The organism is Yoonia ponticola (assembly GCF_014199395.1).
GTDB classification, from domain to species: Bacteria; Pseudomonadota; Alphaproteobacteria; order Rhodobacterales; family Rhodobacteraceae; genus Yoonia; species Yoonia ponticola.
Genome location: NZ_JACIJM010000004.1, coordinates 196,251 through 220,030, shown reverse-complemented (window position 1 = coordinate 220,030; position 23,780 = coordinate 196,251). Strand labels below are relative to the sequence as shown.

27 protein-coding genes are annotated in these 23,780 nt (G+C 57.5%); 24 read left to right on the top strand and 3 right to left on the bottom strand.

What is annotated here, in order from left to right; translation table 11 throughout:
- Positions 1-336: 336 nt before the first annotated feature.
- Positions 337-960 carry a hypothetical protein gene (locus tag FHS72_RS08420; RefSeq protein WP_183528013.1) on the top strand — a complete coding sequence of 208 codons (624 nt, stop codon included), beginning with the start codon at positions 337-339 and terminating at the stop codon, positions 958-960.
- 187 nt (positions 961-1,147) lie between these two features.
- On the top strand, positions 1,148-1,738 hold the full coding sequence (locus FHS72_RS08415) for a YceI family protein (protein ID WP_183528011.1): 591 nt from the start codon (positions 1,148-1,150) through the stop codon (positions 1,736-1,738).
- Between the two features lie 52 nt (positions 1,739-1,790).
- Here the strand turns inward: FHS72_RS08415 and FHS72_RS08410 are convergent, their stop codons facing one another.
- Complete coding sequence (locus tag FHS72_RS08410; protein ID WP_183528009.1) at positions 1,791-2,978, bottom strand: cytochrome b/b6 domain-containing protein; 1,188 nt, start codon at positions 2,976-2,978, stop codon at positions 1,791-1,793.
- Between the two features lie 191 nt (positions 2,979-3,169).
- Here FHS72_RS08410 and fabD point away from each other — a divergent pair, with 191 nt between their 5' ends.
- The 5 genes from fabD to mltG all read left to right on the top strand — a co-directional run bounded on the left by fabD (position 3,170) and on the right by mltG (position 8,070).
- Entirely contained in the window at positions 3,170-4,105 is a 936-nt protein-coding gene (gene fabD, locus FHS72_RS08405) for an ACP S-malonyltransferase (RefSeq protein WP_183528007.1), read from the top strand.
- Positions 4,106-4,128: 23 nt separating this feature from the next.
- Positions 4,129-4,863, top strand: a complete 735-nt coding sequence (fabG, locus tag FHS72_RS08400; RefSeq protein ID WP_183528005.1) for a 3-oxoacyl-[acyl-carrier-protein] reductase — start codon at positions 4,129-4,131, stop codon at positions 4,861-4,863.
- A 140-nt stretch (positions 4,864-5,003) separates the two neighbouring features.
- Positions 5,004-5,237: an acyl carrier protein gene (locus FHS72_RS08395; RefSeq protein ID WP_183528003.1), complete on the top strand. Its 234-nt coding sequence runs from the start codon at positions 5,004-5,006 to the stop codon at positions 5,235-5,237.
- A 418-nt stretch (positions 5,238-5,655) separates the two neighbouring features.
- A complete protein-coding gene (fabF, locus tag FHS72_RS08390) occupies positions 5,656-6,915 on the top strand; it encodes a beta-ketoacyl-ACP synthase II (protein WP_183528001.1) in 1,260 nt (419 codons plus the stop codon).
- A complete protein-coding gene (gene mltG, locus FHS72_RS08385) occupies positions 6,916-8,070 on the top strand; it encodes an endolytic transglycosylase MltG (protein WP_183527999.1) in 1,155 nt (384 codons plus the stop codon).
- A gap of 292 nt (positions 8,071-8,362) precedes the next feature.
- Here mltG and FHS72_RS08380 read toward each other — a convergent pair whose 3' ends face one another.
- On the bottom strand, positions 8,363-8,938 hold the full coding sequence (locus tag FHS72_RS08380; RefSeq protein ID WP_183527997.1) for a hypothetical protein: 576 nt from the start codon (positions 8,936-8,938) through the stop codon (positions 8,363-8,365).
- On the bottom strand, positions 8,931-9,395 hold the full coding sequence (locus tag FHS72_RS08375) for a hypothetical protein (RefSeq protein WP_183527995.1): 465 nt from the start codon (positions 9,393-9,395) through the stop codon (positions 8,931-8,933). The genes FHS72_RS08380 and FHS72_RS08375 overlap by 8 nt, the downstream gene beginning before the upstream one ends.
- Before the next feature lie 537 nt (positions 9,396-9,932).
- Here FHS72_RS08375 and FHS72_RS08370 point away from each other — a divergent pair.
- From FHS72_RS08370 to FHS72_RS08290, 17 genes are all read left to right on the top strand, one after another.
- The gene (locus tag FHS72_RS08370) at positions 9,933-10,289 is read left to right on the top strand and encodes a hypothetical protein (RefSeq protein WP_183527993.1); all 357 of its coding nucleotides are present in this window, start codon (positions 9,933-9,935) and stop codon (positions 10,287-10,289) included.
- Entirely contained in the window at positions 10,204-11,550 is a 1,347-nt protein-coding gene (locus FHS72_RS08365) for a DNA-packaging protein (RefSeq protein ID WP_183528381.1), read from the top strand. Before FHS72_RS08370 ends, FHS72_RS08365 begins: the two co-directional genes overlap by 86 nt.
- 127 nt (positions 11,551-11,677) lie before the next feature.
- Positions 11,678-12,874 (top strand): phage portal protein, encoded by a 1,197-nt coding sequence (locus tag FHS72_RS08360; protein ID WP_183527991.1) that lies wholly within the window; start codon positions 11,678-11,680, stop codon positions 12,872-12,874.
- Positions 12,864-13,070: a hypothetical protein gene (locus FHS72_RS08355; RefSeq protein ID WP_183527989.1), complete on the top strand. Its 207-nt coding sequence runs from the start codon at positions 12,864-12,866 to the stop codon at positions 13,068-13,070. The genes FHS72_RS08360 and FHS72_RS08355 overlap by 11 nt, the downstream gene beginning before the upstream one ends.
- Positions 13,071-13,081: 11 nt before the next feature.
- Positions 13,082-13,624, top strand: a complete 543-nt coding sequence (locus FHS72_RS08350) for an HK97 family phage prohead protease (RefSeq protein WP_183527987.1) — start codon at positions 13,082-13,084, stop codon at positions 13,622-13,624.
- 34 nt (positions 13,625-13,658) lie between these two features.
- Positions 13,659-14,852 carry a phage major capsid protein gene (locus tag FHS72_RS08345; protein WP_183527985.1) on the top strand — a complete coding sequence of 398 codons (1,194 nt, stop codon included), beginning with the start codon at positions 13,659-13,661 and terminating at the stop codon, positions 14,850-14,852.
- A 164-nt stretch (positions 14,853-15,016) separates the two neighbouring features.
- Positions 15,017-15,610, top strand: a complete 594-nt coding sequence (locus tag FHS72_RS08340; RefSeq protein WP_183527983.1) for a head-tail connector protein — start codon at positions 15,017-15,019, stop codon at positions 15,608-15,610.
- Positions 15,607-15,945, top strand: coding sequence for a head-tail adaptor protein (locus FHS72_RS08335; protein ID WP_183527981.1), 339 nt, complete (start codon positions 15,607-15,609; stop codon positions 15,943-15,945). Before FHS72_RS08340 ends, FHS72_RS08335 begins: the two co-directional genes overlap by 4 nt.
- Positions 15,942-16,367 carry a DUF3168 domain-containing protein gene (locus FHS72_RS08330; protein WP_183527979.1) on the top strand — a complete coding sequence of 142 codons (426 nt, stop codon included), beginning with the start codon at positions 15,942-15,944 and terminating at the stop codon, positions 16,365-16,367. The genes FHS72_RS08335 and FHS72_RS08330 overlap by 4 nt, the downstream gene beginning before the upstream one ends.
- A gap of 22 nt (positions 16,368-16,389) precedes the next feature.
- A complete protein-coding gene (locus tag FHS72_RS08325; RefSeq protein WP_183527977.1) occupies positions 16,390-16,806 on the top strand; it encodes a phage major tail protein, TP901-1 family in 417 nt (138 codons plus the stop codon).
- Positions 16,806-17,120, top strand: coding sequence for a gene transfer agent family protein (locus tag FHS72_RS08320; RefSeq protein WP_183527975.1), 315 nt, complete (start codon positions 16,806-16,808; stop codon positions 17,118-17,120). Before FHS72_RS08325 ends, FHS72_RS08320 begins: the two co-directional genes overlap by 1 nt.
- On the top strand, positions 17,117-17,317 hold the full coding sequence (locus FHS72_RS08315; protein ID WP_183527973.1) for a rcc01693 family protein: 201 nt from the start codon (positions 17,117-17,119) through the stop codon (positions 17,315-17,317). The genes FHS72_RS08320 and FHS72_RS08315 overlap by 4 nt, the downstream gene beginning before the upstream one ends.
- Entirely contained in the window at positions 17,310-17,933 is a 624-nt protein-coding gene (locus tag FHS72_RS08310; RefSeq protein WP_183527971.1) for a phage tail tape measure protein, read from the top strand. Before FHS72_RS08315 ends, FHS72_RS08310 begins: the two co-directional genes overlap by 8 nt.
- 11 nt (positions 17,934-17,944) lie before the next feature.
- Positions 17,945-18,577 (top strand): DUF2460 domain-containing protein, encoded by a 633-nt coding sequence (locus tag FHS72_RS08305; RefSeq protein WP_183527969.1) that lies wholly within the window; start codon positions 17,945-17,947, stop codon positions 18,575-18,577.
- Positions 18,574-19,458: a DUF2163 domain-containing protein gene (locus FHS72_RS08300; protein ID WP_183527967.1), complete on the top strand. Its 885-nt coding sequence runs from the start codon at positions 18,574-18,576 to the stop codon at positions 19,456-19,458. Before FHS72_RS08305 ends, FHS72_RS08300 begins: the two co-directional genes overlap by 4 nt.
- Positions 19,455-19,883: an NlpC/P60 family protein gene (locus FHS72_RS08295; RefSeq protein ID WP_183527964.1), complete on the top strand. Its 429-nt coding sequence runs from the start codon at positions 19,455-19,457 to the stop codon at positions 19,881-19,883. Before FHS72_RS08300 ends, FHS72_RS08295 begins: the two co-directional genes overlap by 4 nt.
- A 5-nt stretch (positions 19,884-19,888) precedes the next feature.
- Positions 19,889-23,779 carry a baseplate multidomain protein megatron gene (locus tag FHS72_RS08290; protein WP_183527962.1) on the top strand — a complete coding sequence of 1,297 codons (3,891 nt, stop codon included), beginning with the start codon at positions 19,889-19,891 and terminating at the stop codon, positions 23,777-23,779.
- Position 23,780 lies beyond the last annotated feature (1 nt).

Genomic DNA, 23,780 nt, shown 5'->3' with positions numbered 1-23,780 from the left:
TTCAGCGCATTTCATAGTGTGAGGCACGATATACATCCGCTACACCCCACTCACGAGAGACTGCGCAGTTCATAATACTTTGCAGCGGACGGTGCCTTATACAGTGGGCGGGGTGTATTGCAAGCGCTCAAGTGCCGCATTCCAGCGTTTAAAATCACGGTTTTTTGGGGCATTTTGGATGGTGTCGCAAGGCCATGTCGCAGCTAAGCAAACGTCGTTTTTTATCGGCGTTAACAAAAGATTAATATTTTCTTGCCAAATGCCCAGAAATTGCCCCGATATCGCCCTGATCTGCCAGTCAATTGATCTCAGTTCTCTAGGGGAGATTGAGTTACAATGTCTGACACTTTGACCAACACCACTGATTTAGCCGCACAACTGAGCGGCGACTTGCCACGCGACGGGTTCCGTACCGAAGAAACGCGCTGGGGCTATATTGTGCGCACGACGCAGGATTCTGGCAACGGCATGATCGTCACCCAATCGCTGAGCTTGCTGGCAGGGGCTGCATTGCTCGCGGCCGCTTTGGGCATGTGGCTGATTCCCGGCATGATGTTCAGCGCCGAGGCGATTATCATGCGCCTGTTCGCCACAATCATGTTCGTGTCCGCATCCGCATTGCTGCTCTGGTACGCAAGCCGCGGCACGGTCTCTGAAATTCAAATCGACACCACGCGCGGCGAAATCCGCGAAGTGATCCGCAACCACACCGGCAAAATGTCACTGCTCGCGTGCTACAGCTTTGACGCGATTGGCGACGTGGCCCTAGTGTCCGCTGGTGATAATGTGGCGAGCCTCGTGCTGCGCTATAGCAATTCCGCCGATACCGTCGAAGTCGCATGCGGCGACGAATTGGTCCTCACGTCCTTGCGTGAGCGGATCAACCGCGACGTAATCACAGGCGCGTCTCACTTAGCCAAACGCAAAGCCGAAATCGACGCCTTCAAAGTCGCGGCGTAACGCCCCGACCGCACAACCCCATTCCCCATAGTGCCATTGTGGCGCGGATTTGCTTCGGCGGATTCGCGCCATTTTTTGATTCACACGACTTGTTCATAAATGCGCAATTGTGAACCGGTGTTAGCTTTGCAACAACCTCATCTATCAAATTCAGCACTCTGGCTTTGACCAACTTAGGAGCGACCACATGAAAAATATCGTACTTGCAGCACTGCTTGCCTCACCTTTCGCAACAGCTGCCGCCGCAGCCCCAGAAGCCTACGTTCTGAACGAAAGCCACAGCCAGTTGGTGTTCACATACAGCCACGCTGGTTTTTCAACCACATACGGCATGTACTCCGGCTTTGGCGGCGACGTGATGTTCGACGCAGAAGACCCTGCGAATTCATCCGTTTCCATCACATTCCCTGCGGAATCCATGATCACAGGCTGGGACGCGCGGACGACACATTTCGTGCAATCCGGTGATTTCCTTAAGATCGGCGATTTTCCAGACGTGACATTCGTGTCCACCAGCATCGAAGTAACGGGCGACGACACGGCCAACATCACAGGTGACTTGACGCTGAACGGCGTGACACAATCCGTTGTGCTGGAAACTGTCCTGAACGCACAAACCGACGAATACCCGTTCCCGCCGTACCAAGGCCGCAAAGCACTGGGCTTGGACGCGACAACCACATTGAGCCGCTCTGCGTTCAACATGGACATGTTTGTACCATTCGTTCCTGACGAAGTGCCTGTCGAAATCTCGATCGAAGCAATCGCTGCGGAATAATCTTTAGACACTACATGGAAAGGGCCGCGCATCACTGCGCGGCCCTTTTTTGTTACGCGCCGCGTTGTGCGGTGAGTGAGATGTTTACGATGACGTCAAATCCGAGGTTCGCGGCGCTCGTCTGGCTTTCCCCGACATTGAACGCCAACCGCTCGAGTGTCACTGTGCCCGTCATTTGCGCCGTGTCGCCGTCGAGAATCAGGTCGAACGGCATTTGCACGGGAACGGTCACGCCTTTGATTGTGACGCTGCCGTCCGCGATGTAGCTGTCACCGTCAGGCTTGATTTGGGCGGTGAATGTGGCGGTGGGGAAGGTTTCGGCGTCGAAATAATCCGCGCCCATCGCCTCTGATGTGACAGACCCAAGTGTGAGCGACCCGATGGAAATCACCGTGGTAACGTCGCCCATGATATCCGCAGGGGCAGGGTCAAAGCTGATCTCGGACGTCCAATCCGCAAAGCTGCCCGACACGTCGCTGCCAAATTGCGCGACTGTGATTGCGATTTCGCCGTCCTGCACGACCCATTCAGAGGCCACAGCATCAAGCGCGGTTGCCGCGACTGTTGTCTCGTGGCGGTCCAGAAATCCGAACGCAAAGGCCGCAAAACCCGCAAGGGCGAAGGCCGCAAGCGCCGCAACGCGCGGACCGAAATGCGTGACATGCGGCGCGACGACAGGCGCGTTCGCACGCCCGAACCACATCCGCCGCAGGGTCGCGTCACGGTCTACGAACTGATGTTTCAGCGCGCCCGCGATATGCAATAGAATCGACGCGATCATCAATTTGCCGAACATCCAGTGCAGGCCCGCAAAAACGCCCGCGACAGCGTTAGATTGCGGCACAAAGAACAGCGATTGCCCAAATGGCCACCAGATCGGCGCGAAACCAGAGGTCGCCGCGTGTTCGATCCATCCGGTCAGCGGCACGGCGACTAATGAGATATAAAGTACCCAGTGGATGACTTCCGCCAGAAATGTCTCTGCCTTGCGGTTGGGATGTAATGGGCCGGGCTTGGCCTGTGTGACCGCCCAAAGAATGCGCAGCAGGGCCACGAAAAACACCGTCACGCCCAAAGTTTTGTGGATCGAGAACACCCACGCTTTGCGGGCGAGTTCGGCGTCGGTTTCAAAGGGCAGATCGTTGGCGATCATGCCCAGCGGGATGATCGCGAGGATCAGCAGGGCGGTCAGCCAGTGAAATGACTTGGTGACGATATGGTAACTTGTTGACTTTGACATGGGCTAATCCTTGGTCGGTTTTGCGATGTTTTACGCGGGTCCGACGGTTTTTGGCATGGGTATTTTCGCACAGCTGCTGTGTACGGGTTGTGCACGCCTTGTGCACGCATTGTGATTTGCGCCTTTCCTTGTGCGCAAGCGACAGGCGCGGTAATGATGAAAAAACGTTATGAACAAGATGGGGACGCGCAATGCGGGCATTTGTATTTCCGGGGCAAGGGGCGCAAGCCATTGGAATGGGTAAGGCTTTGGCCGATGCATATCCAGCGGCGGCAGCAGTTTTTGCCGAAGTCGACGACGCTTTGGGTGAAAAGCTGTCAGACTTGATCTGGAACGGTGATATCGCCGATTTAACCCTGACGAAAAACGCACAACCAGCACTGATGGCGACATCCTTGGCCGCGATGAAAGCACTGGAATCAGAAGGGGTTACGATCACTTCTGCAGATTTCATGGCAGGGCATTCGTTGGGCGAATATTCGGCGCTGGCGGCGTCCGGTGCGTTGACAATTTCCGACACGGCCAAACTGTTGCGCCTGCGCGGATCAGCGATGCAGGACGCGGTGCCTGTTGGTGTCGGCGCTATGGCGGCCTTGCTGGGCCTCGATTTTGCAACGGCACAAGCGGTGGCCGAAGAGGCTGCACAGGGCGAGATTTGTCAGGCTGCGAATGATAACGACCCAAGCCAAGTGGTTGTTTCCGGTCACAAAGCAGCGGTCGAACGCGCCGTTCTGATTGCGAAAGAAAACGGTGCCAAACGCGCAATGCTACTGCCCGTCAGCGCCCCGTTCCACTGCGCCTTGATGGCACCTGCGGCGGAAAAGATGGCCGCAGCTTTGGCCGATACGACGATTAACGCGCCTGCAGTGCCTTTGGTCGCGAATGTTGTGGCCGAAGCGGTCACAGACCCCGATCAAATCCGCAAATTGCTGGTAGAGCAGGTCACAGGATCGGTCCGCTGGCGCGAGAGCGTGTTGTGGATGGGGTCGCAAGGCGTTGATACTGCGTGGGAAATCGGGTCGGGCAAAGCCTTGTCCGGTATGATCCGCCGGATCAACAAAGACATCACATCGCTGAATGTCGGCACACCTGATGATGTCGCGGCTGCTGTCGCGTCACTTGCATAAATTAGATTAAGAAAGGGTCATACATGTTTGATCTGACTGGTAAAAATGTACTTTTGACAGGCGCGTCCGGTGGTATTGGCGGGGCGATTGCCCATGCCTTGCACGACGCTGGCGCCACGATTGCGCTGTCCGGCACGCGGGTTGAACCGCTCGAGGCGCTGGCTGCTGAGCTGGAACGCGCCCATGTTCTGCCATGTAACCTCAGCGACGCTGACGCCGTAAATGCCCTGCCGAAACAAGCGGTTGAGGCGATGGGGTCGGTTGATATTCTGGTGAATAACGCTGGCATCACACGCGACAATATCTTTATGCGCATGTCCGAAGAGGAATGGTCATCGGTGCTAGAAGTTAATTTAACGTCAACGATGCGTCTGTGCAAAGGCGCAATTCGCGGCATGATGAAGTCCCGTTGGGGCAGAATTATCAATATTTCCAGCGTTGTAGGGGCCACGGGGAACCCGGGTCAGGCGAATTATGCAGCCTCTAAGGCGGGTATGGTCGGCATGTCGAAATCCATCGCTTACGAAGTCGCAAGTCGTGGCATTACAGTAAATTGCATCGCACCCGGTTTCATCACCACGCCGATGACCGAAAAACTGACCGACGACCAAAAATCAAGCATTCTCAACAACGTACCGGCTGGACGTATGGGCGAGGCGGCTGAAATTGGCGCGGCTGTGCTGTATCTTGCCAGCCCGGAAGCCGCTTATATCACAGGTACAACCTTGCATGTGAATGGCGGTATGGCCATGTTGTAGCAAGCCACCCCAATGGGTGCTTGTCGAAAACATTTGCGTCGCGTAATTTCTCTGTTATAGGCCACGCAGATCAAAGAAAGGCTGTCGTCAAAGACAGCTTCAAATCGGGTTTCGACCCAACAGACCGTGAGGATTAGTCCATGAGCGACGTCGCAGACCGCGTACGCAAGATTGTTGTAGAGCATCTTGGTGTAGAAGAAGACAAAGTAGTTGAAGGTGCATCCTTCATCGACGATCTGGGCGCAGACAGCCTCGACACTGTTGAGCTGGTAATGGCTTTTGAAGAAGAGTTCGGCATCGAAATTCCTGACGATGCAGCTGAAACAATTCAGTCATTTGGCGACGCTGTAAAGTTCATCTCTGCAGCACAATAAATTCGTCACATTGTGACAGGAAAGGCGGCCCCGTGTAATGCGGTGGCCGCTTTTTTGTTGTTTGGCGGGGGCGGTCGCTGGCCAGAGAATCGCGTATTGGCCGGGGTCCTATGTATTTTTTGACCGCCCGTTTTGAGATTCGCGCGAAGGTCGCGTGTGGTGTCATGTAGGCGACATCCCCTTGATCTACGTGGATTTAAGTCTGTTTGCGGGGCTGAAATCCACTTTTGCGCGTTTACAGAGGGGCCTGAAAGCCGCTGAGATTGCGACGCTCATGTTCACTGCACTACCGTTATCCCTTTTTTCATTGGCACAGATCGGTTAACGCGGCGTGAAAACCAGTGCTGCCCTTGCGACTGCGGTAGCCTGTAGGGTAAGAGTGGCGTTGAAAAACCACGCGAAGAGGTGAGGGCAGTTCATGCGTCGTGTTGTTGTGACTGGATTGGGGCTCGTCACCCCGTTGGCCGATGGTGTTGAAAACACTTGGTCAAGATTATTGGACGGACAATCGGGCGCGGGTCCGATCAAGGGGTTTGATGCCTCTGCGCTTGCGACCACGTATGCGTGCGAAGTACCGCTGGGCGATGGCACAGACGGGACGTTCAATGCGGATACCTATATGGCGCCGAAAGATGCCCGTAAGGTCGATGAATTCATTCTGTTTGGTGTGGCTGCGGCCCAACAAGCGGTTGAAGATTCGGGCTGGGTGCCTGCGGATGACAATGATCGTAACCGGACGGGCGTTTTGCTGGGATCTGGTATCGGTGGTCTAAAGTCGATTTCTGAAACCGCTGTGATGATTAAAGAAAAGGGACCGCGTCGCGTGTCGCCATTCTTTATTCCCGGTGCGTTGATCAATCTGATCTCTGGTCAGGTGTCGATTAAATATGGCTTCCGTGGTCCGAACCATTCGGTTGTGACGGCGTGTTCCACTGGCGCACACGCGATTGGTGATGCGGCCCGTTTGATCAAATACGGCAACGCCGATGTGATGGTTGCTGGTGGCGCTGAGGCTGCGATCTGTGAAGTTGGGATTGCGGGCTTTAACGCTTGCAAGGCTTTGTCCACGAAACGCGCTGATGATCCGACAAAAGCATCGCGTCCTTATGACAAGGACCGTGATGGTTTTGTGATGGGCGAGGGCGCTGGCGCTGTTGTTCTGGAAGAATACGAGCACGCGGTTGCCCGTGGTGCCAAGATCTACGCCGAAGTGTTGGGTTACGGCCTGTCCGGTGATGCCTACCACATCACGGCGCCGTCCGAGAGCGGTGAAGGTGGCGAGCGGTCTATGCGCATGGCCTTGGACGATGCCAATCTGGCCCCTGCGGACATTGATTACATCAATGCGCACGGCACATCGACGATGGCCGACACGATTGAATTGGGCGCTGTAGAGCGGCTGCTGGGCGATCACGCATCAAATGTGACGATGTCGTCCACCAAGTCTGCGACTGGCCACTTGTTAGGCGCTGCTGGCGCGATTGAAGCGATCTTTTCGATCCTTGCGATCCGCGATCAAGTGGCCCCGCCGACGATCAACTTGGATAACCCTGCGGTTGAAACACCAGTTGATTTGGCACCAAACGCGAAACGTGAACGTAAGATTGAGATCGCGCTGTCCAACAGCTTTGGCTTTGGTGGCACGAACGCCAGCGTGATCTTCGGGAAGGTCAAATAGATGTGGCGACACATTGCGTCTAACGCGCTGACGTTGTTCATCGTTTTGTTGTTCTTGATTGGTGGCGCGGTTGTCTGGGGATCGGGGCAGTATTCTGCGACGGGTCCACTGACCCAAGCGATCTGCCTGCGCGTCGAAAGCGGGTCCAACATGCGGATCGTCAGCAACACGCTGGACAAACAAAACGCTGTGACATCGCCGACGATCTTTCGGATTGGTGCGGATTATTCCGAGAAAGCTGGCCAGCTAAAGGCTGGATCGTTCTTGGTTGAGGCTGGCGCGTCGATGGAACAGATCATTGACCAGATCACCACAAGCGGCCAAAGCACATGCGGCACCGAAGTGGTGTACCGCGTGGGTGTGAATAGCACGACGGTTCTGGTCCGCGAGCTTGATCCGGCGACGAACCACTTTGTTGAGATCGCGCTGTTTAACCCGTCTGAAGAAGACGCGCCTGTGGCCTATGTCGAGGTCAAAGAACAGGCCGACACACGTTACCGCGCTGCGATTGCCGAAGGTGTGACCAGCTGGCAGGTCGTCGATGCGTTGAACAATCTCGACCTGTTGGGCGAGGATTATGGCGATTTGCCTACTGAGGGATCGCTGGCACCAGACAGCTATGAATTTGATCCGGGCGATTCTGTGGCCTCGATCATTGACCGTATGTCCGCGAGCCAGTCCCGTATTCTCGCGAATGCTTGGGAAAATCGCGCCGAAGGTCTGCCCTTGGCCAGCCCGGAAGAAGCGATGATCCTTGCGAGTATCGTTGAAAAAGAAACGGCTGTGGCTGACGAGCGTCGCCAAGTGGCGAGCGTGTTTGTGAACCGTTTGAACCTAGGAATGCGGCTGCAAACCGACCCGACTGTGATCTACGGGATCACCGAGGGCGAGGGCGTGTTGGGCCGTGGTTTGCGTCAAAGCGAGCTGCGCCGCGAAACACCGTGGAACACCTACGTGATCCCCGCACTGCCACCCACGCCAATCGCCAACCCAGGCCGCGCGGCGATTGAAGCGGCGCTGAACCCCGACGACACGGACTACATTTTCTTTGTGGCGGACGGCACGGGCGGACACGCATTTGCAACGACGCTGGACGAGCACAACCGCAACGTAGCGCGCTGGCGTGAAATCGAAGCGGAACGTGCGGCGAACTAGTTGGATGATCTGAATTTATTCAGGTTTCGTTCGTAGAAATACATGAACCGCCGCGCACCTTGATTGGGGCGCGGCGGTTTTTTTATTGAGGGGCGCTGGTGCGCAATGATGCTTTAGTGTGCTGTGGGGGAAGGTCGGAAATGCGGGACGAAGTTTGCATTCGCGGGAGTTGCACCAAACTCCGCTTCGGCAAGCGGTTCAACAAAAGACCATTATCGCAGTTGAGGAAAACGGTTTAGCCTTGTCCATAACCGTGCTTCTCTTTCGTTCATTTCTCTGACGCCATCAGTTCTTATTGCTGGGAAGCCAGCGCCAACGCTCCAGATACAGAGTTAACTACGATCATCATATTAGAGATACTTGAAACAAGGCGGTTTACTGTTGCTCGGCTTTCAGAATTTGCAGCAGAAACGGGGCCAAAGTCGCTTTCTAGAAGGCTTGCAACCAAGTTCGCGATTACCAAGCTCTGATCGGCAGAATAGCGGCTGAGATCGGCCGCATTTTCGATCTTAGCGTTCCTAACTAGTTGAATAGCACCTTCGTCGATTTGTTCGACGGCTTCAATTGATACGATGAGCGCTTGAAGATCCTCCGTCTGGAGATCTCGAAATTGGCTCGCCGCTAAAACAAGTTTCTCTATTGCCACAGAGGCCGCTTCAACGGAATTTACGCTCGTCTCGCCTTGCTCGATTTGGCGCAGCATATCGTGAATTAAAGTCAAACCTTCTAGGGTATTAACCGCAGCCTCTTGAAAGCGCGACAGCGTCTCTTGCGAAACTGTTCCAGGCGAGGGTTGGAAAAACCAAGCATTCGCAGGCAAAGCATAAAGAATAGTGCTGAGAAGCACGCCAATCAGTCTTTTACGCATCGCTGCACTCCATTAAAATATCGGTAAAATCGCTGGGGAAATCGCCACGGCCAAGTAAGGGAGCGGCAATTTCCCGAAAGCCGGTGGAATTAAATACTTGGCACATGTCTTGTTCTACGAGTTTCCACGTTTCATCATCAATCAAATTTCCGCGCCGATAAATGTACTGTTCTGAGAAAAAACTCAGCGTCTTTTGAACAAAAACAGTGTCTTCTAGCTTGGAAGGCTCTAGACTGAACAGCCTCTGAGCTAAATTGGGGTTTGCCGCGAGAGAATCGTAAAGGTTTCTACCATGGGCGAGCGACGTGCCTATCACTTGGGCCTGAACTGCTTGCCGGGTCAGGTAGAATTGCCAAGCGCTAACGATGACAGAGAAAATCAGTACAATTGCAGAGAGTATCGAAACAATTGAAGCGATTGAGGCAATCTCATCTTTATGTTTTTTGATTAAATACAAATTGAAACCTATTGCTTAGCCGCTTTGCAGCGGCGCACCAAATCTCATTTATTTTATAGATTGAATATTTCTATATTATAAAATTTAGTTGATTCGCACAACCTAAAATGGAAGTTTGGCATCCCATGATGCTTCAGGCACTGGACAAGATACTACTGCCACTATCTATTCTGGCAAAAATCTTGTTAAAAAATCTAGCAGATTTTGAACGTATTTGTCTCACCTAATTCTTTGCGGACGTTGGTGCAAAAACGCAGCATTTGGCACAATGGATTGGGAACAGCCATTAGCTGCGGCCCATTCCAAGGTCAGCTTTTCCCGTTCCATGGCACGGCCATCAACCACATCCCCCGCACGGTAATCGCTTGGTAATGCCCGCGTTCGCTGCGTCGTGCTGGGACGTTGACGTGTTTGCTGCTGTTCGCGTAAATTGAAGGTACGCTAGAAAATCAGCTCCAAAGTTACCTTTCGCAGTTCGGACGCTGTGTGTGGGTTGGTTTCTCGACTGTACGGAAGTTTCCGACAGGTATCAGCAGCATGATAGAAAACGACGACGGCCTTAGCCGTGAAGACGCAGCGCGGCTGCGCATTTCCCAGATTTCGACCCTATTTGTCGAGATGCGCACATTGTTGGCAAAGTGGCTGCATGACGCAGGCCCCGCCGCTGACGCGACCAACAAGCAAATGATGAACAAAATCAATGAACTGCAGGGTGCGCACATGATGGTGTTGCGCGCAGAAGAGGCATTCCATGACAAATTCGATACAGACGAAATCGCAGATGGCATCGACTACGACGCCGCACGGGATGACATCGGGCGCGAGTTGGATCGCCTCAGGGCCGCATTTACAGCAGGCGCAGTTTTTGAACGGTCTCACGACCGCACAGATTGAGGCCCTGCCGTATTTGTTTGATTTCTGGGCCTTGCCACATCAGCGCCCGCCTGCGGGTGATTGGCGGACGTGGGTGATTATGGGCGGTCGCGGTGCGGGTAAGACCCGTGCGGGCGCGGAATGGGTCCGCTCTCTTGCAGAGGGGCCGACCCCAAATGCAAAAGGGCGCGCGCGCCGTATTGCGATTGTCGGTGAGACCGTGGATCAGACCCGCGAGGTGATGATCTACGGCGAAAGCGGTATTCTGGCGGTATCCCCGCCGGATCGCCGCCCCAAGTGGATTGCGGGTCGCAAGATGCTGGAGTGGCCGAACGGCGCTACGGCGCATGTGTTTTCTGCTCATGATCCTGACGCGCTGCGCGGTCCGCAGTTTGATGCTTTGTGGGCAGATGAAGTCGCTAAGTGGAAGTCCGGCGAGGATGCGTGGGATATGCTGCAATTTGCGTTGCGGCTGGGGGATAATCCGCAGGCTTGTGTCACGACAACGCCGCGCAATGCGCCTGTGCTTAAGGCATTGCTGGCCCGCGACAGTACCGTGACGACCCATGCGCCAACATCGGCGAATGCGATGAACCTTGCGGCTGGCTTTATGGAAGAAGTCACGGCGCGGTATGGTGGCACCCGCTTGGGCCGTCAGGAGTTGGAGGGCGTTATGCTGGGCGATGCTGAGGGGGCGTTATGGTCAAGTGATGCGCTTGCTGCGGCCGAGGTCCGCGAGGTGCCGCAGTTGGACCGGATTGTCGTGGCCGTTGATCCACCTGTGTCGCATCACGGAAAATCCGATGCTTGCGGGATTGTCGTGGCGGGGGCTGTGACCAGCGGTCCGCCGCATACGTGGCGGGCTTATGTCTTGGCCGATCTGACCGCCCACACGGATTCGCCGACGGAATGGGCAAAGGTGGCGATTGCGGCGATGGACCGTTTTGGTGCTGACCGGATGGTCGCGGAAGTTAATCAGGGGGGCGATATGGTCGAGAGCGTCGTGCGCCAGATTGATCCGATGGTCCCCTATAAGGCGGTGCGTGCGTCCAAGGGCAAGGCGGTGCGGGCCGAACCTGTGGCCGCATTATACGAGCAGGGGCGTGTGAAACACCTGCGCGGATTGGGTGAATTAGAGGATCAGATGTGTCTGATGACCAGCAATGGTTTCACCGGATCGGGGTCGCCTGACCGTGTGGATGCACTGGTGTGGGCGCTGAAGGATTTGATCCTTGATCCGGCTTATGCGTGGCGGTCGCCGCGGATGCGTACGCTTTACTAAAAGAATGCGCAGGGCGTTGCATCGCCCTGCGCACGGGGCGTTTCAGACTCGTCAAGACCTATCAGGGATAAGTGTTTCATCGCAGCGACAGACAAAGGTCTTTCGCCGCCACTTGAAGGAGACTTGCATGTTTGAATTTCTCAACCGGTCTGCGGGCAGCAAAGAGGGCGCGGCACAGGTCGTTCCCGCTGCAAAGGCGTCAGCCACCGGACCTGTGGTTGCGATGCAATCGTCGGGCCGCGTGGCGTGGTCGCCGCGTGATACGGTGTCACTGACGCGCAACGGGTTCAACGCCAACCCGATCGGGTTTCGCGCTGTTAAGATTATCTCGGAAGCCGCTGCCGCGTTGCCGTTGGTCGTCCAAGACCGCTTGCGCCGTTATGATGTGCATCCGGTGCAGGAATTGCTGGCCCGTCCAAATATGGCGCAGGGCCGTGCGGAATTGTTCGAGGCGCTGTTTGCGCAGGTTTTGCTAACGGGGAACGGCTATCTTGAAGCAGTGGCTGACGACGGATTGCCTGCAGAGATGCATGTGCTGCGCTCTGACCGGATGAGCTTGATCCCCGGTAAGAATGGCTGGCCAGTTGCCTACGAGTATAATCTGGGTGGTCGTAAGGTGCGGTTTCCGGTGACAGAGGGTCTGAGCACCGTTTGTCATATCAAGAGTTTCCACCCGCAAGACGACCACTACGGGTTCTCTGCGATGCAGGCGGCGGCCAATGCCGTGGATGTGCATAATGCCGCGTCGCGCTGGTCGAAGGCGCTGTTGGACAATGCCGCACGGCCATCGGGTGCGATTATCTACAACGGCGGTGAGGGGCAGTCGCAACTGACCCATGACCAATACACGCGGCTCGTGGACGAGATGGAAAGCCAGCATCAAGGGGCCAAGAACGCAGGGCGTCCGATGTTGCTGGAAGGGGGCTTGGATTGGAAACCAATGGGGTTCTCGCCCTCGGATATGGAGTTCCAGAAGACTAAGGAAGCCGCCGCGCGTGAGATTGCGATTGCTTACGGTGTGCCGCCGATGTTGCTTGGCATTCCAGGGGACGCGACCTACGCGAATTATCAGGAAGCGAACCGTGCGTTTTACCGCCTGACGGTGTTGCCGCTGGCCACCCGTGTCACCAGCGCGATTGCTGATTGGCTGTCGGATTTCACGGGCGAGCGATTGGATGTGCGCCCTGATCTGGACCAAATCCCTGCGCTGTCTGCAGAGCGCGATGCGCAGTGGCGGCGCGTGGCGGATGCATCGTTCCTCAGTGCCGCTGAAAAGCGCAACTTGCTGGGATTGCCTGCGCTGGAGGTCAGTGATGACGGGTAAGGTTTTTGATCTTGAGGGGCGGGCCAAAACTGTAGCGCCGCCGCCCGTATCCGATTTCTGGTTTGCCCAGTTGGATGTGCGGCTGGGCCGGATCGAGTTCATGGTGGCACGGTTGGAATGGCAAATCCTGTTGATTGCCTGCGGCGCGTTTGGGCTGCTGGTTCTGGAAATTTTGCAAGCATTACGTGGCTTCTGAGAGGATAGAATATGAATTTGGAACACAAATATTGCCAGCTTGGCACGGATGTGATGGTCAAAAACGGCACCGAGATTTCGGGCTATGCGTCGCTGTTTGGTCTGACCGATCAGGGTGGTGATGTGGTGGATGTGGGCGCGTATCGCCAGTCGCTAGGCGCGTCCAAGGCCAAGGGGTGGTCGATCAAGATGCTTTGGCAGCACGACCCCAGCCAGCCGATTGGCGTTTGGGACGAGGTACGTGAGGATGCAAAGGGTCTGTGGGTGAAGGGCCGTTTGCTGCCTGATGTGGCCCGCGCCCGTGAGGCTGCGGCCCTTTTAGAGGCGGGAGCGATTGATGGTTTGTCGATTGGCTACCGCACTGTGAAATCCACAAAAGACAAAGCTGGCAAACGCCATTTGTCCCAGCTTGAACTGTGGGAAGTGTCGCTGGTGACGTTTCCCATGCTTCCCGATGCGCGGGTGGGGGCCAAGGGCGAAGACCCCGACGCGCCGGACCTGCGTGAATTGGCGGCTGTCCTGACGGACGCCCGCCTGACGATTGCCCACATCTAGGGCGAGCCGCTGATCAACTTTTAAGGAGTGGAACATGACCACAACCGGGACCGCGTCCCGGGCCGGGAAAGGCATGTCAGACGACATGTCTCCGGCCCAAGAGTTACGGGCTGCCTTGGGCGGCTTTGTGGCTGACTTCAAAGATTTCTCCAACGGCGTAAGCGCCAAACTTCAAAAACAGGAAGACCGCATGAACAAGCTAGATCGAAAGACCCTGATGGCTGCACGCCCGTCCTTGGCTGTATCCGCTGAAATGGATGCGCCACATCAAAAGGCGTTTGCCGCCTATCTGCGCTCTGGCGATGATGATGGCTTGCGTGGCTTGGATATGGAGGGCAAGGCGCTGAACACGTCTGTGGCTGCTGATGGTGGCTATTTGGTCGATCCGCAGACGGCTGACACAATCAAGGGCACGTTGAGCGCCACCGCGTCGATCCGTGCGATTGCGCAGGTTGTGACTGTGGATGCCACGTCGTTTGATGTGCTGGTCGATCACACGGATATGGGCGCTGGTTGGGCCACGGAAACCGGTGGCTTGACCGAGACCGCGACGCCGCAGATTGACCGCATCACGATCCCGCTGCACGAGCTGTCAGCTTTGCCAAAGGCGTCGCAGCGTTTGCTGGACGACACGGCGTTTGACATCGAAGGCTGGCTGGCGGGCCGCATTGCCGACAAGTTCGCGCGGTCAGAGGCGAATGCCTTTATCGCGGGTGACGGTGTGGACAAGCCGAAGGGTCTGCTGACCTACCCGACTGTGCACAATGACGTGTGGGCTTGGGGCAATATCGGGTATGTGCCGACGGGTGCTGTAGGTGGTATCAATGACGCTGATCCGATTGTGGACCTCGTTTATGCCGTGGGTGCCCAGTACCGCGCGAATGGCACGTTCGTGATGAATTCCAAGACGGCTGGCACCGTGCGCAAGTTGAAAGACAACGATGGTCGTTTCTTGTGGTCTGATGGTCTGGCCGCCGGAGAGCCTGCGCGTCTGATGGGTTATCCTGTGCTGATCGCCGAAGACATGCCGGACATTGACGACGACGCCTTTGCGATTGCCTTTGGTGACTTTGCGGCAGGCTACACTGTCGCTGAACGCCCTGATCTGCGTGTGCTGCGCGATCCGTTCTCTGCCAAGCCGCATGTGCTGTTCTACGCCACCAAACGCGTCGGCGGGGCCGTGTCGGATTTCGCCGCCATCAAACTGCTGAAGTTCGCGGCCAGCTAACGCTGTTGTCGTGAAACGGGGCGGGTTGTTGTGATCCGTCCCACCCCCCGAATGCACATCTGGCTTGCAGCGTCGTCTAGCTGCTCCCTTCCGTCCGAGCGGCGTTGCGGGTGTGCATTCGGGTTCTCAAAAGGCCGTAACCGCAGGATAAGTCGGAGTATTCCATGATGTTAGTCGAACAGACCCCAGTGCCCGCAGCGGCCCTTCCGGTCGCGCAATTTAAAGACCATATGCGGATGGGATCGGGCTTTGCCGATGATGATTTGCAGGACGGTTTGCTAGAGACCCATTTGCGGGCAGCGATTGCAGCGATTGAGGCGCGGACTGGCAAGATTTTGATTTCACGCGACTTTACGTGGACGTTGACCTGTTGGCGCGATGCGTACCGCCAACCGCTGCCGATTGCGCCCGTGGCTGCGATTACAGAGGTGACGTTGATTGACCGTCTGGGTGTCGAGACTGCCGCGCCTGCGTTGGGTTGGAAGCTGGAAGTGGATGCACACCGTCCGCGTTTGCTGGGCTTGGGCGGCACGCTGGCGACCATCCCGCAGCATGGGTCTGTGCGGATCGGGATGCTGGCGGGTTACGGCGCGGAATGGACGGACCTGCCGACAGATTTGGCCCAAGCGACGTTCCTGCTGGCCGCGCATTTTTACGAATTCCGTCACGCCGGTGCAGGCAGTGACATGCCAATGGGTGTCGCCAGCCTGATCGCGCCGCACCGCAACGTGCGTTTGTTTATGGGAGGTCGGACATGAGTTTACCACGTTTGACACGTCAGATGACTTTGGAAAACCCTGTGCGGGTGGCGGATGATGCGGGTGGCTATGTCACCACTTGGGAGCCGCTGGGCACGTTATTTGCCGATGTGAAAACCGGCACCGGTCGCCAAAGCGGTGATCTGGTTGCCACCCTGTCGAAAAATACACTGCGGGTGATTGTGCGTGCAGCGGCTGTTGGTGCGCCGTCGCGGCCCAAGGCGGGACAACGATTTGTCGAAGGCGAGCGGGCTTTTCGTATTGATGCGGTGACGGCCTATGATCGCGGTGCGCTGTACCTGACCTGCTTTGCGATTGAGGAGGCCGTGGTATGACCTATGCCGTCAGCGGCGCGTTGCAGTCCGCGATATACGAGGCGCTTCAGACCGATCCTGCGTTGACTGCGCTGGTGGGCGATGCGGTGTATGACACTGTGCCAGCAGGTCCGCGTGCGGAGGTTTATGTGTCGCTGGGCGCTGAACAAGTCCGCGACCAGTCCGATGGCACGGGCAACGGTGCGCTGCATGAATTGGTGATCCGCGTAGTGTCCGAGCAATCGGGTTTCGCGCGTGCCAAGCAGGTCGCGGCGGTGGTCAGTGACGTGCTGCACAATGCGGATTTGACCCTGTCCCGTGGCGTGCTGGTGTTTCTGCACTTTTCAAAGGCCCGCGCCCAGCGTGCCCGCACTGGCACTGCCCGCCAAATTGATCTGACGTTCCGCGCCCGCATTTGCGACGGCGCACCCGTAACACCCTAACTGATATAAAGGAGGACACCCGATGGTGGCCCAGAATGGTAAAGACCTATTGGTCAAAATCGACATGACTGGCGATGGATCGTTTGAGACTGTGGCGGGGCTACGTGCCACGCGGATCAGCTTTAACGCGGAAAGCGTGGATGTGACGTCATTGGAAAGTACAGGCGGCTGGCGCGAATTGCTGGGCGGTGCTGGGGTGAAAACCTGCGCGATTTCCGGCTCTGGTGTGTTCAAGGACGCGGATAGCGATGAACGCGCGCGGCAGATCTTCTTTGACGGGGAAACGCCTGATTTTCAGGTGATCATCCCTGATTTTGGTACCGTGCAAGGCGCTTTCCAGATCACGTCCGTGGAATATTCCGGCGCTTATAACGGCGAGGCGACCTATGAGTTGGCCATGGCATCCGCGGGTGCGATTACCTTCACGGCGACGAGCTGATGGCGAACCCTTGGGCTGGTGAAGTGACCATCACGGTGAACGGCATCCCGCATGTCTGCAAGCTGACCCTTGGGGCCTTGGCAGAGCTTGAGGACCGCTTGGGCGAGGACACTTTGGTGGCTTTGGTCCAACGGTTCGAGAGCGGTGCTTTTGCGAGTCGCGATGTGATGGCGTTGATCGTGGCGGGTCTGCGCGGAGGCGGATGGTCCGGGACGTCGGCGGAGTTGCTGACAGCCGACATTGGCGACGGGCCTGTAGATGCCGCAAGGATCGCGGCGCAACTGCTGGCGCGTGCTTTTGGGACTGCGGCATGAAGTTTGACTGGCCTGCGTTGCTCAAGGCTGGGGTGCGCGGTTTGAGCCTGCGTCCCGACCAGTTCTGGCAACTGACCCCCGCAGAGTTCCGGCTGATGCTGGGGATTGATGCGGGATCAGCGCCGATGGGGCGCAGCGCGTTAGATGCGTTGTCCCAAGCGTACCCCGATGAAAAAAGGACATCGACAGATGGATGAATTTGACGAAGACCAGTTTGGTGCGGCGGCAGATGATGCGGCCCGCCTGACGGGGGAAATCCGCGAAATGCGTGCGGCCTTTGCCGATACGTTCAAAGAGGCCACGAACCTGGATCGTGGCTTGTCCAATGGCTTGCGCAATGCCTTCGACGGTTTGGCATTCGACGGGCTGAAGCTAAGTGATGCGCTGGGCATGGTGGCGTCGAACATGATCGACACAGCTTACGCGGCGGCGATCAAGCCTGTGGCCAATGGCATGGGCACGGCGATTGCCGACGGGATCAGTGGACTGGTCGCGGGGGTGATGCCGTTCAAGGATGGTGCGCCGTTTTCGCAAGGTCGCGTGATGCCCTTTGCGCTGGGCGGTGTGGTCAGCGGGGCCACGACGTTCCCGATGCGCGGCGGCACCGGACTGATGGGCGAAGCGGGACCAGAGGCGATCATGCCGCTCGCGCGTGGGTCAGACGGACGGCTGGGCGTGCGCACCCAAGGTGGTGGCGGCGTGAACATCAATATGAATATTTCCACGCCGGATGTGACCGGCTTTGAACGCTCGCAAGGTCAGATTGCCGCGCGTGTGGCGCGCGCAATTGGCCAAGGTCGCCGGAATCAATAGGAGCAGCACAGATGTCATTTCACGAGATCCGCTTTCCCGCGTCGTTATCATTTGGGGCCATTGGTGGCCCAGAGCGACGCACAGAGATTGTTACCCTTGCCAACGGGTTTGAAGAACGCAACACGCCGTGGGCCCATTCGCGTAGGCATTATGATGCGGGGTTGGGTCTGCGGTCTTTGGATGATGTGGCGCTTTTGGTGGCGTTCTTTGAAGCGCGGCAGGGCCAGTTGATCGGGTTCCGGTGGAAAGACTGGGCTGACTACAAATCCTGCAAGTCCTCGGCCAATCCCACCGCCCATGACCAGTTGATCGGGCAGGGTGATGAGGTCACAACCGCGTGGCAGTTGATCAAGGCTTATCCGTCCGGTGACGCCAACTACAACCGCCCCGTGACGAAACCCGTGATGGGATCGGTGCGCGTGGCTGTGGGGGGCGATGAATTACAGGACTGCATTGATTACACCGTGGATACGCAGCGTGGTATTGTGAATTTCGCGGAAGCCCCGCCGATTGGCGCGGAAATCCGTGCGGGATATGAATTTGACGTGCCTGTCCGCTTTGCCTCGGATCGCATCCAGACATCTGTGGCGAATTTCCAAGCAGGCGACGTGCCGAATGTCCCTGTGGTCGAGGTGCGGGTATGAGTAGGCAGCTTTTGCTTGAACACCTCGCCACGGGCCTGACCCATGTGTGCCAATGCTGGGCAATCAAGCGGCGCGACGGCGTTGTGCTTGGCTTTACCGATCACGACCGGACGCTGCGCTTTGACGGTGTGGATTTCGTCGCTGACAGCGGCATGACGGCGCGTGCGCTCAGTAGCACTACGGGCCTGTCGGTGGATAATACCGAAGCTGTCGGCGTGCTGACCGCTGCGACCATCACCGAGACTGATATCGCCGCAGGTCGGTACGATCAGGCCGAAGTGACGGTGTGGCAGGTCCGTTGGGATGATGTGACTGCACGGCAGGTCAATTTCCGTGGCACGATGGGTGAAATCACCCGCAATGGCGGCCAGTTCCAAGTTGATCTGCGCGGGTTAGCAGAGGCGCTGAACCAACCGCAGGGGCGGTCTTACCTCAAGACATGTTCTGCTGTGCTGGGCGATAGCCGCTGTGCGATCAACACGCAGACCGAAGCCGCTTATGTGGCCGAGGTGGACGTGGACCGTGCCACGGACGGGCAGAGCTTTGATCTGGCGACGCTGGTGCCGTTTCATGCGGAGTGGTTCAAGAACGGGTTCTTGCAGGTCATGACGGGAGCCGCAAAGGGGCTGTCTGCCACGATCAAAGAGGACCGCTTAGTTGGCACCCGTCGCGAGGTACTGTTGTGGCAGCCGCTGGGCATTGCGATCAGTGTGGGCGATCAGCTGCGGCTTGTGGCTGGCTGTGACAAACGGGCCGAAACCTGTCGCGAGAAATTCAGTAACCTCGCCAATTTTCAGGGCTTCCCGCATATTCCGGGTGATGACTGGCTGATGGCTGTGCCGCGCTCTGGTGATGTGAACAACGGAGGGAGCCTGCTGTGAACGATATCGTCGCAGAGGCCCGCAGTTGGATCGGTACGCCTTATGTGCACCAAGCCGCCGTCAAAGGTGTTGCCACCGATTGTCTGGGCATGATCCGTGGGTTGTGGCGCAGTCGCTACGGGGAAGACCCGCAGGACGTGCCCGCATATTCTGCCGATTGGGGAGAGCCGCAACGCGATGAACGTCTGTGGCAAAGCGCCCGTGACCACTTTGACGACGTCAGCGACCAGCCGATGCGCGCCGGACAGGTGATTTTGTTCCGGATGCGTGACGGTTGGGTTGCGAAACACTTGGGCGTGTTGGCAGAGGTGGGCGATGCCCCGACCTTTATCCACGCTTATGCCGGACACGGGGTCACTGAGAGCCCGTTGTCCGCCCCTTGGCAACGGCGCATCGTTGCCCGCTTTGAATTTTTAGAAGGATAATCCCTATGGCTACGCTTGTCTTGTCTGCAGTTGGTATGTCGCTTGGGGCCAGTGTCGGTGGTGCCGTGCTTGGGGTGTCGGCTGCGGCCATTGGGCAGGCGGCGGGGGCCACTGTAGGACGTATGATCGACCAGCGGATACTGGGGTCGGGCAGTGCGGCGGTGGAAACAGGTCGTGTGGATCGGTTCCGGATTACTGGCGCTGGTGAAGGTAACACGGTTGGTCAGGTATATGGCCGGATGCGTGTGCCAGGACAGGTGATCTGGGCCACGCAGTTCCAAGAGAGCAGCGAGACCACTGGCGGCGGCAAAGGTGCCGGTGCGCAGCCAAAGGTGACGGAATACAGCTATACGGTCAGTCTGGCTGTGGCCTTGTGCGAAGGCACGATCACCCGTGTGGGCCGTGTCTGGGCGGATGGTGTGGTGATGAGCCACGCCAAGCTGAATATGACCGTTTATGATGGCTCCGCGTTCCAATCGCCTGATCCCAAAATCGTCGCGGTTGAAGGGGCCGACAACGCGCCTGCCTACCGCGGTATAGCCTACGTGGTGTTCGAGGACTTGCCGCTTGCGCAATTTGGCAACCGCGTGCCGCAGTTCACATTCGAGGTGATGCGCCCGTCCGAGGAAGGCGCACCTGCCGCCGTGGCCGACATTGCCCGCCAAGTGCGTGGCGTCGCACTGATCCCCGGTACGGGTGAATATGCGCTGGCGACGCAACCCGTGCGCTTGTCACCCGCGTTTGGCGAGCAAATCGCGATCAATGTGAATTCTCCACTGGGCGGTACGGATTTCTATGTGGCGTCAGAGGCGTTGCGCGAGGAACTGCCCAATTGCCATTCCGCGTTGCTGGTCGTGTCATGGTTTGGCAATGACCTACGCTGTGGGGACTGTGAAGTAGCCCCTAAGGTGGAACAGACCACGGTAGACGGCGACGTGATGCCGTGGGTGGTGTCTGGCCAAGCGCGTGCTGCGGCTGGTGTGGTGCCGCTGTCGGGTGATCGGCCCGTGTATGGCGGCACGCCCTGTGATGCCTCCGTGGTTGAAGCCATCAAGGGGCTAAAGGCCCGCTTGCAAGACCCTGTGTTCTATCCGTTCATCCTGATGGAGCAACAAGACGGCAATACACTGATCAACCCTTGGACAGGGGGTGCTGGGCAACCGCCCTTGCCGTGGCGCGGGCGGATCACAACGTCACTGGCCCCACAGATGGACGGCACACCGGACCAGACGGCTACAGCCACCGCTGAGGTCGCGGCGTTCATGGGGACAGCGCAGCCCGATGACTTTGCCATCGAGGGCGAGACAGTCACCTACACAGGCCCCAAAGAATGGCGCTACCGCCGCTTCATCCTGCATTACGCATATCTGTGCAAAGCGGCGGGCGGTGTGACTGCGTTTTGTATTGGCTCTGAGATGCGCAGTCTGACGCAAATCCGTGGGGCAGGTGGCACGTTTCCCGCTGTAGACGCGCTGATCCAACTGGCAGGTGAAGTCCGCGCGATCCTAGGGCCGGATACCAAGATCAGCTATGCGTCGGATTGGTCCGAATACCATGGGTATCAGCCTACGGGGACAGGCGACAAAATCTTTCACCTTGATCTGCTCTGGGCGGACCCAAATATCGATTTCATCGGGATCGACAATTATATGCCGCTGTCCGATTGGCGCGACGGCGTAGATCATGCGGACGCAGATGCGGGGTCGATCTATAACCTTGATTACCTGTCAAACAATGTGACGGCAGGCGAAGGCTACGACTGGTATTACAAGAGCGATACGGCTCGCGATGCACAGCGCCGCTCTGAGATCACAGACGGCTTCGCGGACGAGCCTTGGATTTATCGCTACAAAGACCTGCCTAACTGGTGGGGCAACGCGCACTACAACCGGATAGACGGCATAAGGTCCGCGATCCCAACCCCTTGGCAGCCACAAAGCAAACCGATCTGGTTCACCGAACTGGGCTGCGCGGCGATAGACAAAGGCACCAACCAACCTAACAAATTCCTCGACCCCAAATCATCTGAATCGCAACTGCCGCATTATTCCAACGGGCGGCGTGATGACTTTATGCAGATGCAATATCTGCGGGCGATCTATGGGCATTACGCGGATGTCACGAACAACCCTGTATCGGCGCTATATGACGGATCTATGGTGGATATGTACCGCGCCCATGTCTGGGCATGGGATGCGCGGCCATACCCGTATTTCCCCGGTAATCAGGAATTGTGGTCTGACGGGGATAACTACACGCGGGGGCATTGGCTGAACGGGCGTAGTTCCAGCCGCACGCTGGCGTCTGTTGTGGCGGACATATGCGAACGCTCTGGGGTGACGGCATACGATGTGACACGGCTCTACGGGCTAGTACGCGGCTACCATATCGCAGACGCCGGATCAGCACGAGCGGCCCTGCAACCGCTGATGACCACCTACGGCTTTGAAGCGGCAGAGCGCGACGGCACATTGGTCTTCACCAACCGCACAGGCCAGCCAGTACAGACGTTAACACCAGACACGCTCGCCTTTGACCCAGACCGGCCGACGGCGATCAGCCAAATCCGCGCACCATTGGGGGAAATCGCAGCCCGTGTGCAGTTTGAATTCATCGACGCAGAGGCCGACTTTGAAGGGGCCGTCACAGAAATTTCGGACCCCGAACAATCGACACTAGGCATTTCGCGCACATCAGTCCCGCTCGCGCTCACACGGGCAGAGGCACAAGGCGCCGTGGGCCGCTGGCTTGCTGAGACCCGTGTGGGCCAAGACGGCATCAGCTTTGCATTGCCACCTTCACAACAGGCGCTGGGCGCAGGCGATGTGATTGAGCTGCATGTGAACGGTGACCAAGGCACGTTCCGCATTGACCGTGTCGAAGACGCAGGCTTGCGCTTGGTCGAAGCCACTCGCGTGGACCCAGAAGTCTACCTGCCGCAGAATATTCCCGACATTGCCCCCAAGCTGAAACCCTACGTGGGACCAGTGCCTGTGCAACTGCAATTCCTCGACCTGCCGTTGATCACGGGGGACGAAAACCCCCACGCACCGCATGTGGTAGCGAGCGGGCGGCCTTGGCCGGGGCAGGTGGCGCTCTATACCAGCGGGACCGACAGCGATTATACGCTCGACCAGATCATCCAGCGCGAGGGGACCATGGGGCAGTTGGTGACGCCGCTGCAGCGCGGACCGGTTGGGACGTGGGACCGCCAAGACGGGGTGACGGTCAAACTGATCCACGGAACGCTTAGCTCTGCCGAGATCGCAAGCGTGCTATCCGGTGCGGGTGCCATTGCGATAGGGGACGGGAGTGCCAGCAACTGGGAAGTGCTGCAGTTCACCAAAGCCATTCCTGTCAGCGCCCAAGAATACCAGCTGTCCGGTTTCTTGCGGGGACAGGCCGGCACCAGTGCTATGATCCCTGACGTCTGGCCCGCAGGATCAGCGGTGGTGGTTCTGAACGGGGCAATCAGGCAAATCAACGTGGCGTCCACCACACGCGGCACCGACCGTCATTTCCGCTACGGACCGGCCTCTGAGCCGTTGGGGGACGCATCCTACCGCTATGACGTCGCGAGCTTCGCAGGCAACGGCTTGCGGCCTTATCCGGTCGCACATCTTCGGGCACAAGCGCTGGGCGCCGAACAGCAGATCACATGGATCAGACAGACGCGGATCGACGGCGACGATTGGTCTGGGCTTGACGTGCCACTGGGCGAAGAGCGTGAAACCTATCTACTCACGTTCCACGTCGGCGGGGTACTGACCAACACAGTCATCGTCAGTGACCCCACATGGACCGGACCACTCAGCGTCGGTACAAAAGTCAGCGTCGCACAGGTGTCGGACCGCTACGGGGCAGGGCCTGCGCAAACCATCGAAATCGGGGCGTGAC

Coding starts and splice junctions, on each gene's coding strand:
- FHS72_RS08420 (WP_183528013.1), top strand. CDS start 337: ATGTCTGACACTTTGACCAACACCACTGATTTAGCCGCACAACTGAGC.
- FHS72_RS08415 (WP_183528011.1), top strand. CDS start 1,148: ATGAAAAATATCGTACTTGCAGCACTGCTTGCCTCACCTTTCGCAACA.
- FHS72_RS08410 (WP_183528009.1), bottom strand. CDS start 2,978: ATGTCAAAGTCAACAAGTTACCATATCGTCACCAAGTCATTTCACTGG.
- fabD (WP_183528007.1), top strand. CDS start 3,170: ATGCGGGCATTTGTATTTCCGGGGCAAGGGGCGCAAGCCATTGGAATG.
- fabG (WP_183528005.1), top strand. CDS start 4,129: ATGTTTGATCTGACTGGTAAAAATGTACTTTTGACAGGCGCGTCCGGT.
- FHS72_RS08395 (WP_183528003.1), top strand. CDS start 5,004: ATGAGCGACGTCGCAGACCGCGTACGCAAGATTGTTGTAGAGCATCTT.
- fabF (WP_183528001.1), top strand. CDS start 5,656: ATGCGTCGTGTTGTTGTGACTGGATTGGGGCTCGTCACCCCGTTGGCC.
- mltG (WP_183527999.1), top strand. CDS start 6,916: ATGTGGCGACACATTGCGTCTAACGCGCTGACGTTGTTCATCGTTTTG.
- FHS72_RS08380 (WP_183527997.1), bottom strand. CDS start 8,938: ATGCGTAAAAGACTGATTGGCGTGCTTCTCAGCACTATTCTTTATGCT.
- FHS72_RS08370 (WP_183527993.1), top strand. CDS start 9,933: ATGATAGAAAACGACGACGGCCTTAGCCGTGAAGACGCAGCGCGGCTG.
- FHS72_RS08365 (WP_183528381.1), top strand. CDS start 10,204: ATGACATCGGGCGCGAGTTGGATCGCCTCAGGGCCGCATTTACAGCAG.
- FHS72_RS08360 (WP_183527991.1), top strand. CDS start 11,678: ATGTTTGAATTTCTCAACCGGTCTGCGGGCAGCAAAGAGGGCGCGGCA.
- FHS72_RS08355 (WP_183527989.1), top strand. CDS start 12,864: ATGACGGGTAAGGTTTTTGATCTTGAGGGGCGGGCCAAAACTGTAGCG.
- FHS72_RS08350 (WP_183527987.1), top strand. CDS start 13,082: ATGAATTTGGAACACAAATATTGCCAGCTTGGCACGGATGTGATGGTC.
- FHS72_RS08345 (WP_183527985.1), top strand. CDS start 13,659: ATGACCACAACCGGGACCGCGTCCCGGGCCGGGAAAGGCATGTCAGAC.
- FHS72_RS08340 (WP_183527983.1), top strand. CDS start 15,017: ATGATGTTAGTCGAACAGACCCCAGTGCCCGCAGCGGCCCTTCCGGTC.
- FHS72_RS08335 (WP_183527981.1), top strand. CDS start 15,607: ATGAGTTTACCACGTTTGACACGTCAGATGACTTTGGAAAACCCTGTG.
- FHS72_RS08330 (WP_183527979.1), top strand. CDS start 15,942: ATGACCTATGCCGTCAGCGGCGCGTTGCAGTCCGCGATATACGAGGCG.
- FHS72_RS08325 (WP_183527977.1), top strand. CDS start 16,390: ATGGTGGCCCAGAATGGTAAAGACCTATTGGTCAAAATCGACATGACT.
- FHS72_RS08320 (WP_183527975.1), top strand. CDS start 16,806: ATGGCGAACCCTTGGGCTGGTGAAGTGACCATCACGGTGAACGGCATC.
- FHS72_RS08315 (WP_183527973.1), top strand. CDS start 17,117: ATGAAGTTTGACTGGCCTGCGTTGCTCAAGGCTGGGGTGCGCGGTTTG.
- FHS72_RS08310 (WP_183527971.1), top strand. CDS start 17,310: ATGGATGAATTTGACGAAGACCAGTTTGGTGCGGCGGCAGATGATGCG.
- FHS72_RS08305 (WP_183527969.1), top strand. CDS start 17,945: ATGTCATTTCACGAGATCCGCTTTCCCGCGTCGTTATCATTTGGGGCC.
- FHS72_RS08300 (WP_183527967.1), top strand. CDS start 18,574: ATGAGTAGGCAGCTTTTGCTTGAACACCTCGCCACGGGCCTGACCCAT.
- FHS72_RS08290 (WP_183527962.1), top strand. CDS start 19,889: ATGGCTACGCTTGTCTTGTCTGCAGTTGGTATGTCGCTTGGGGCCAGT.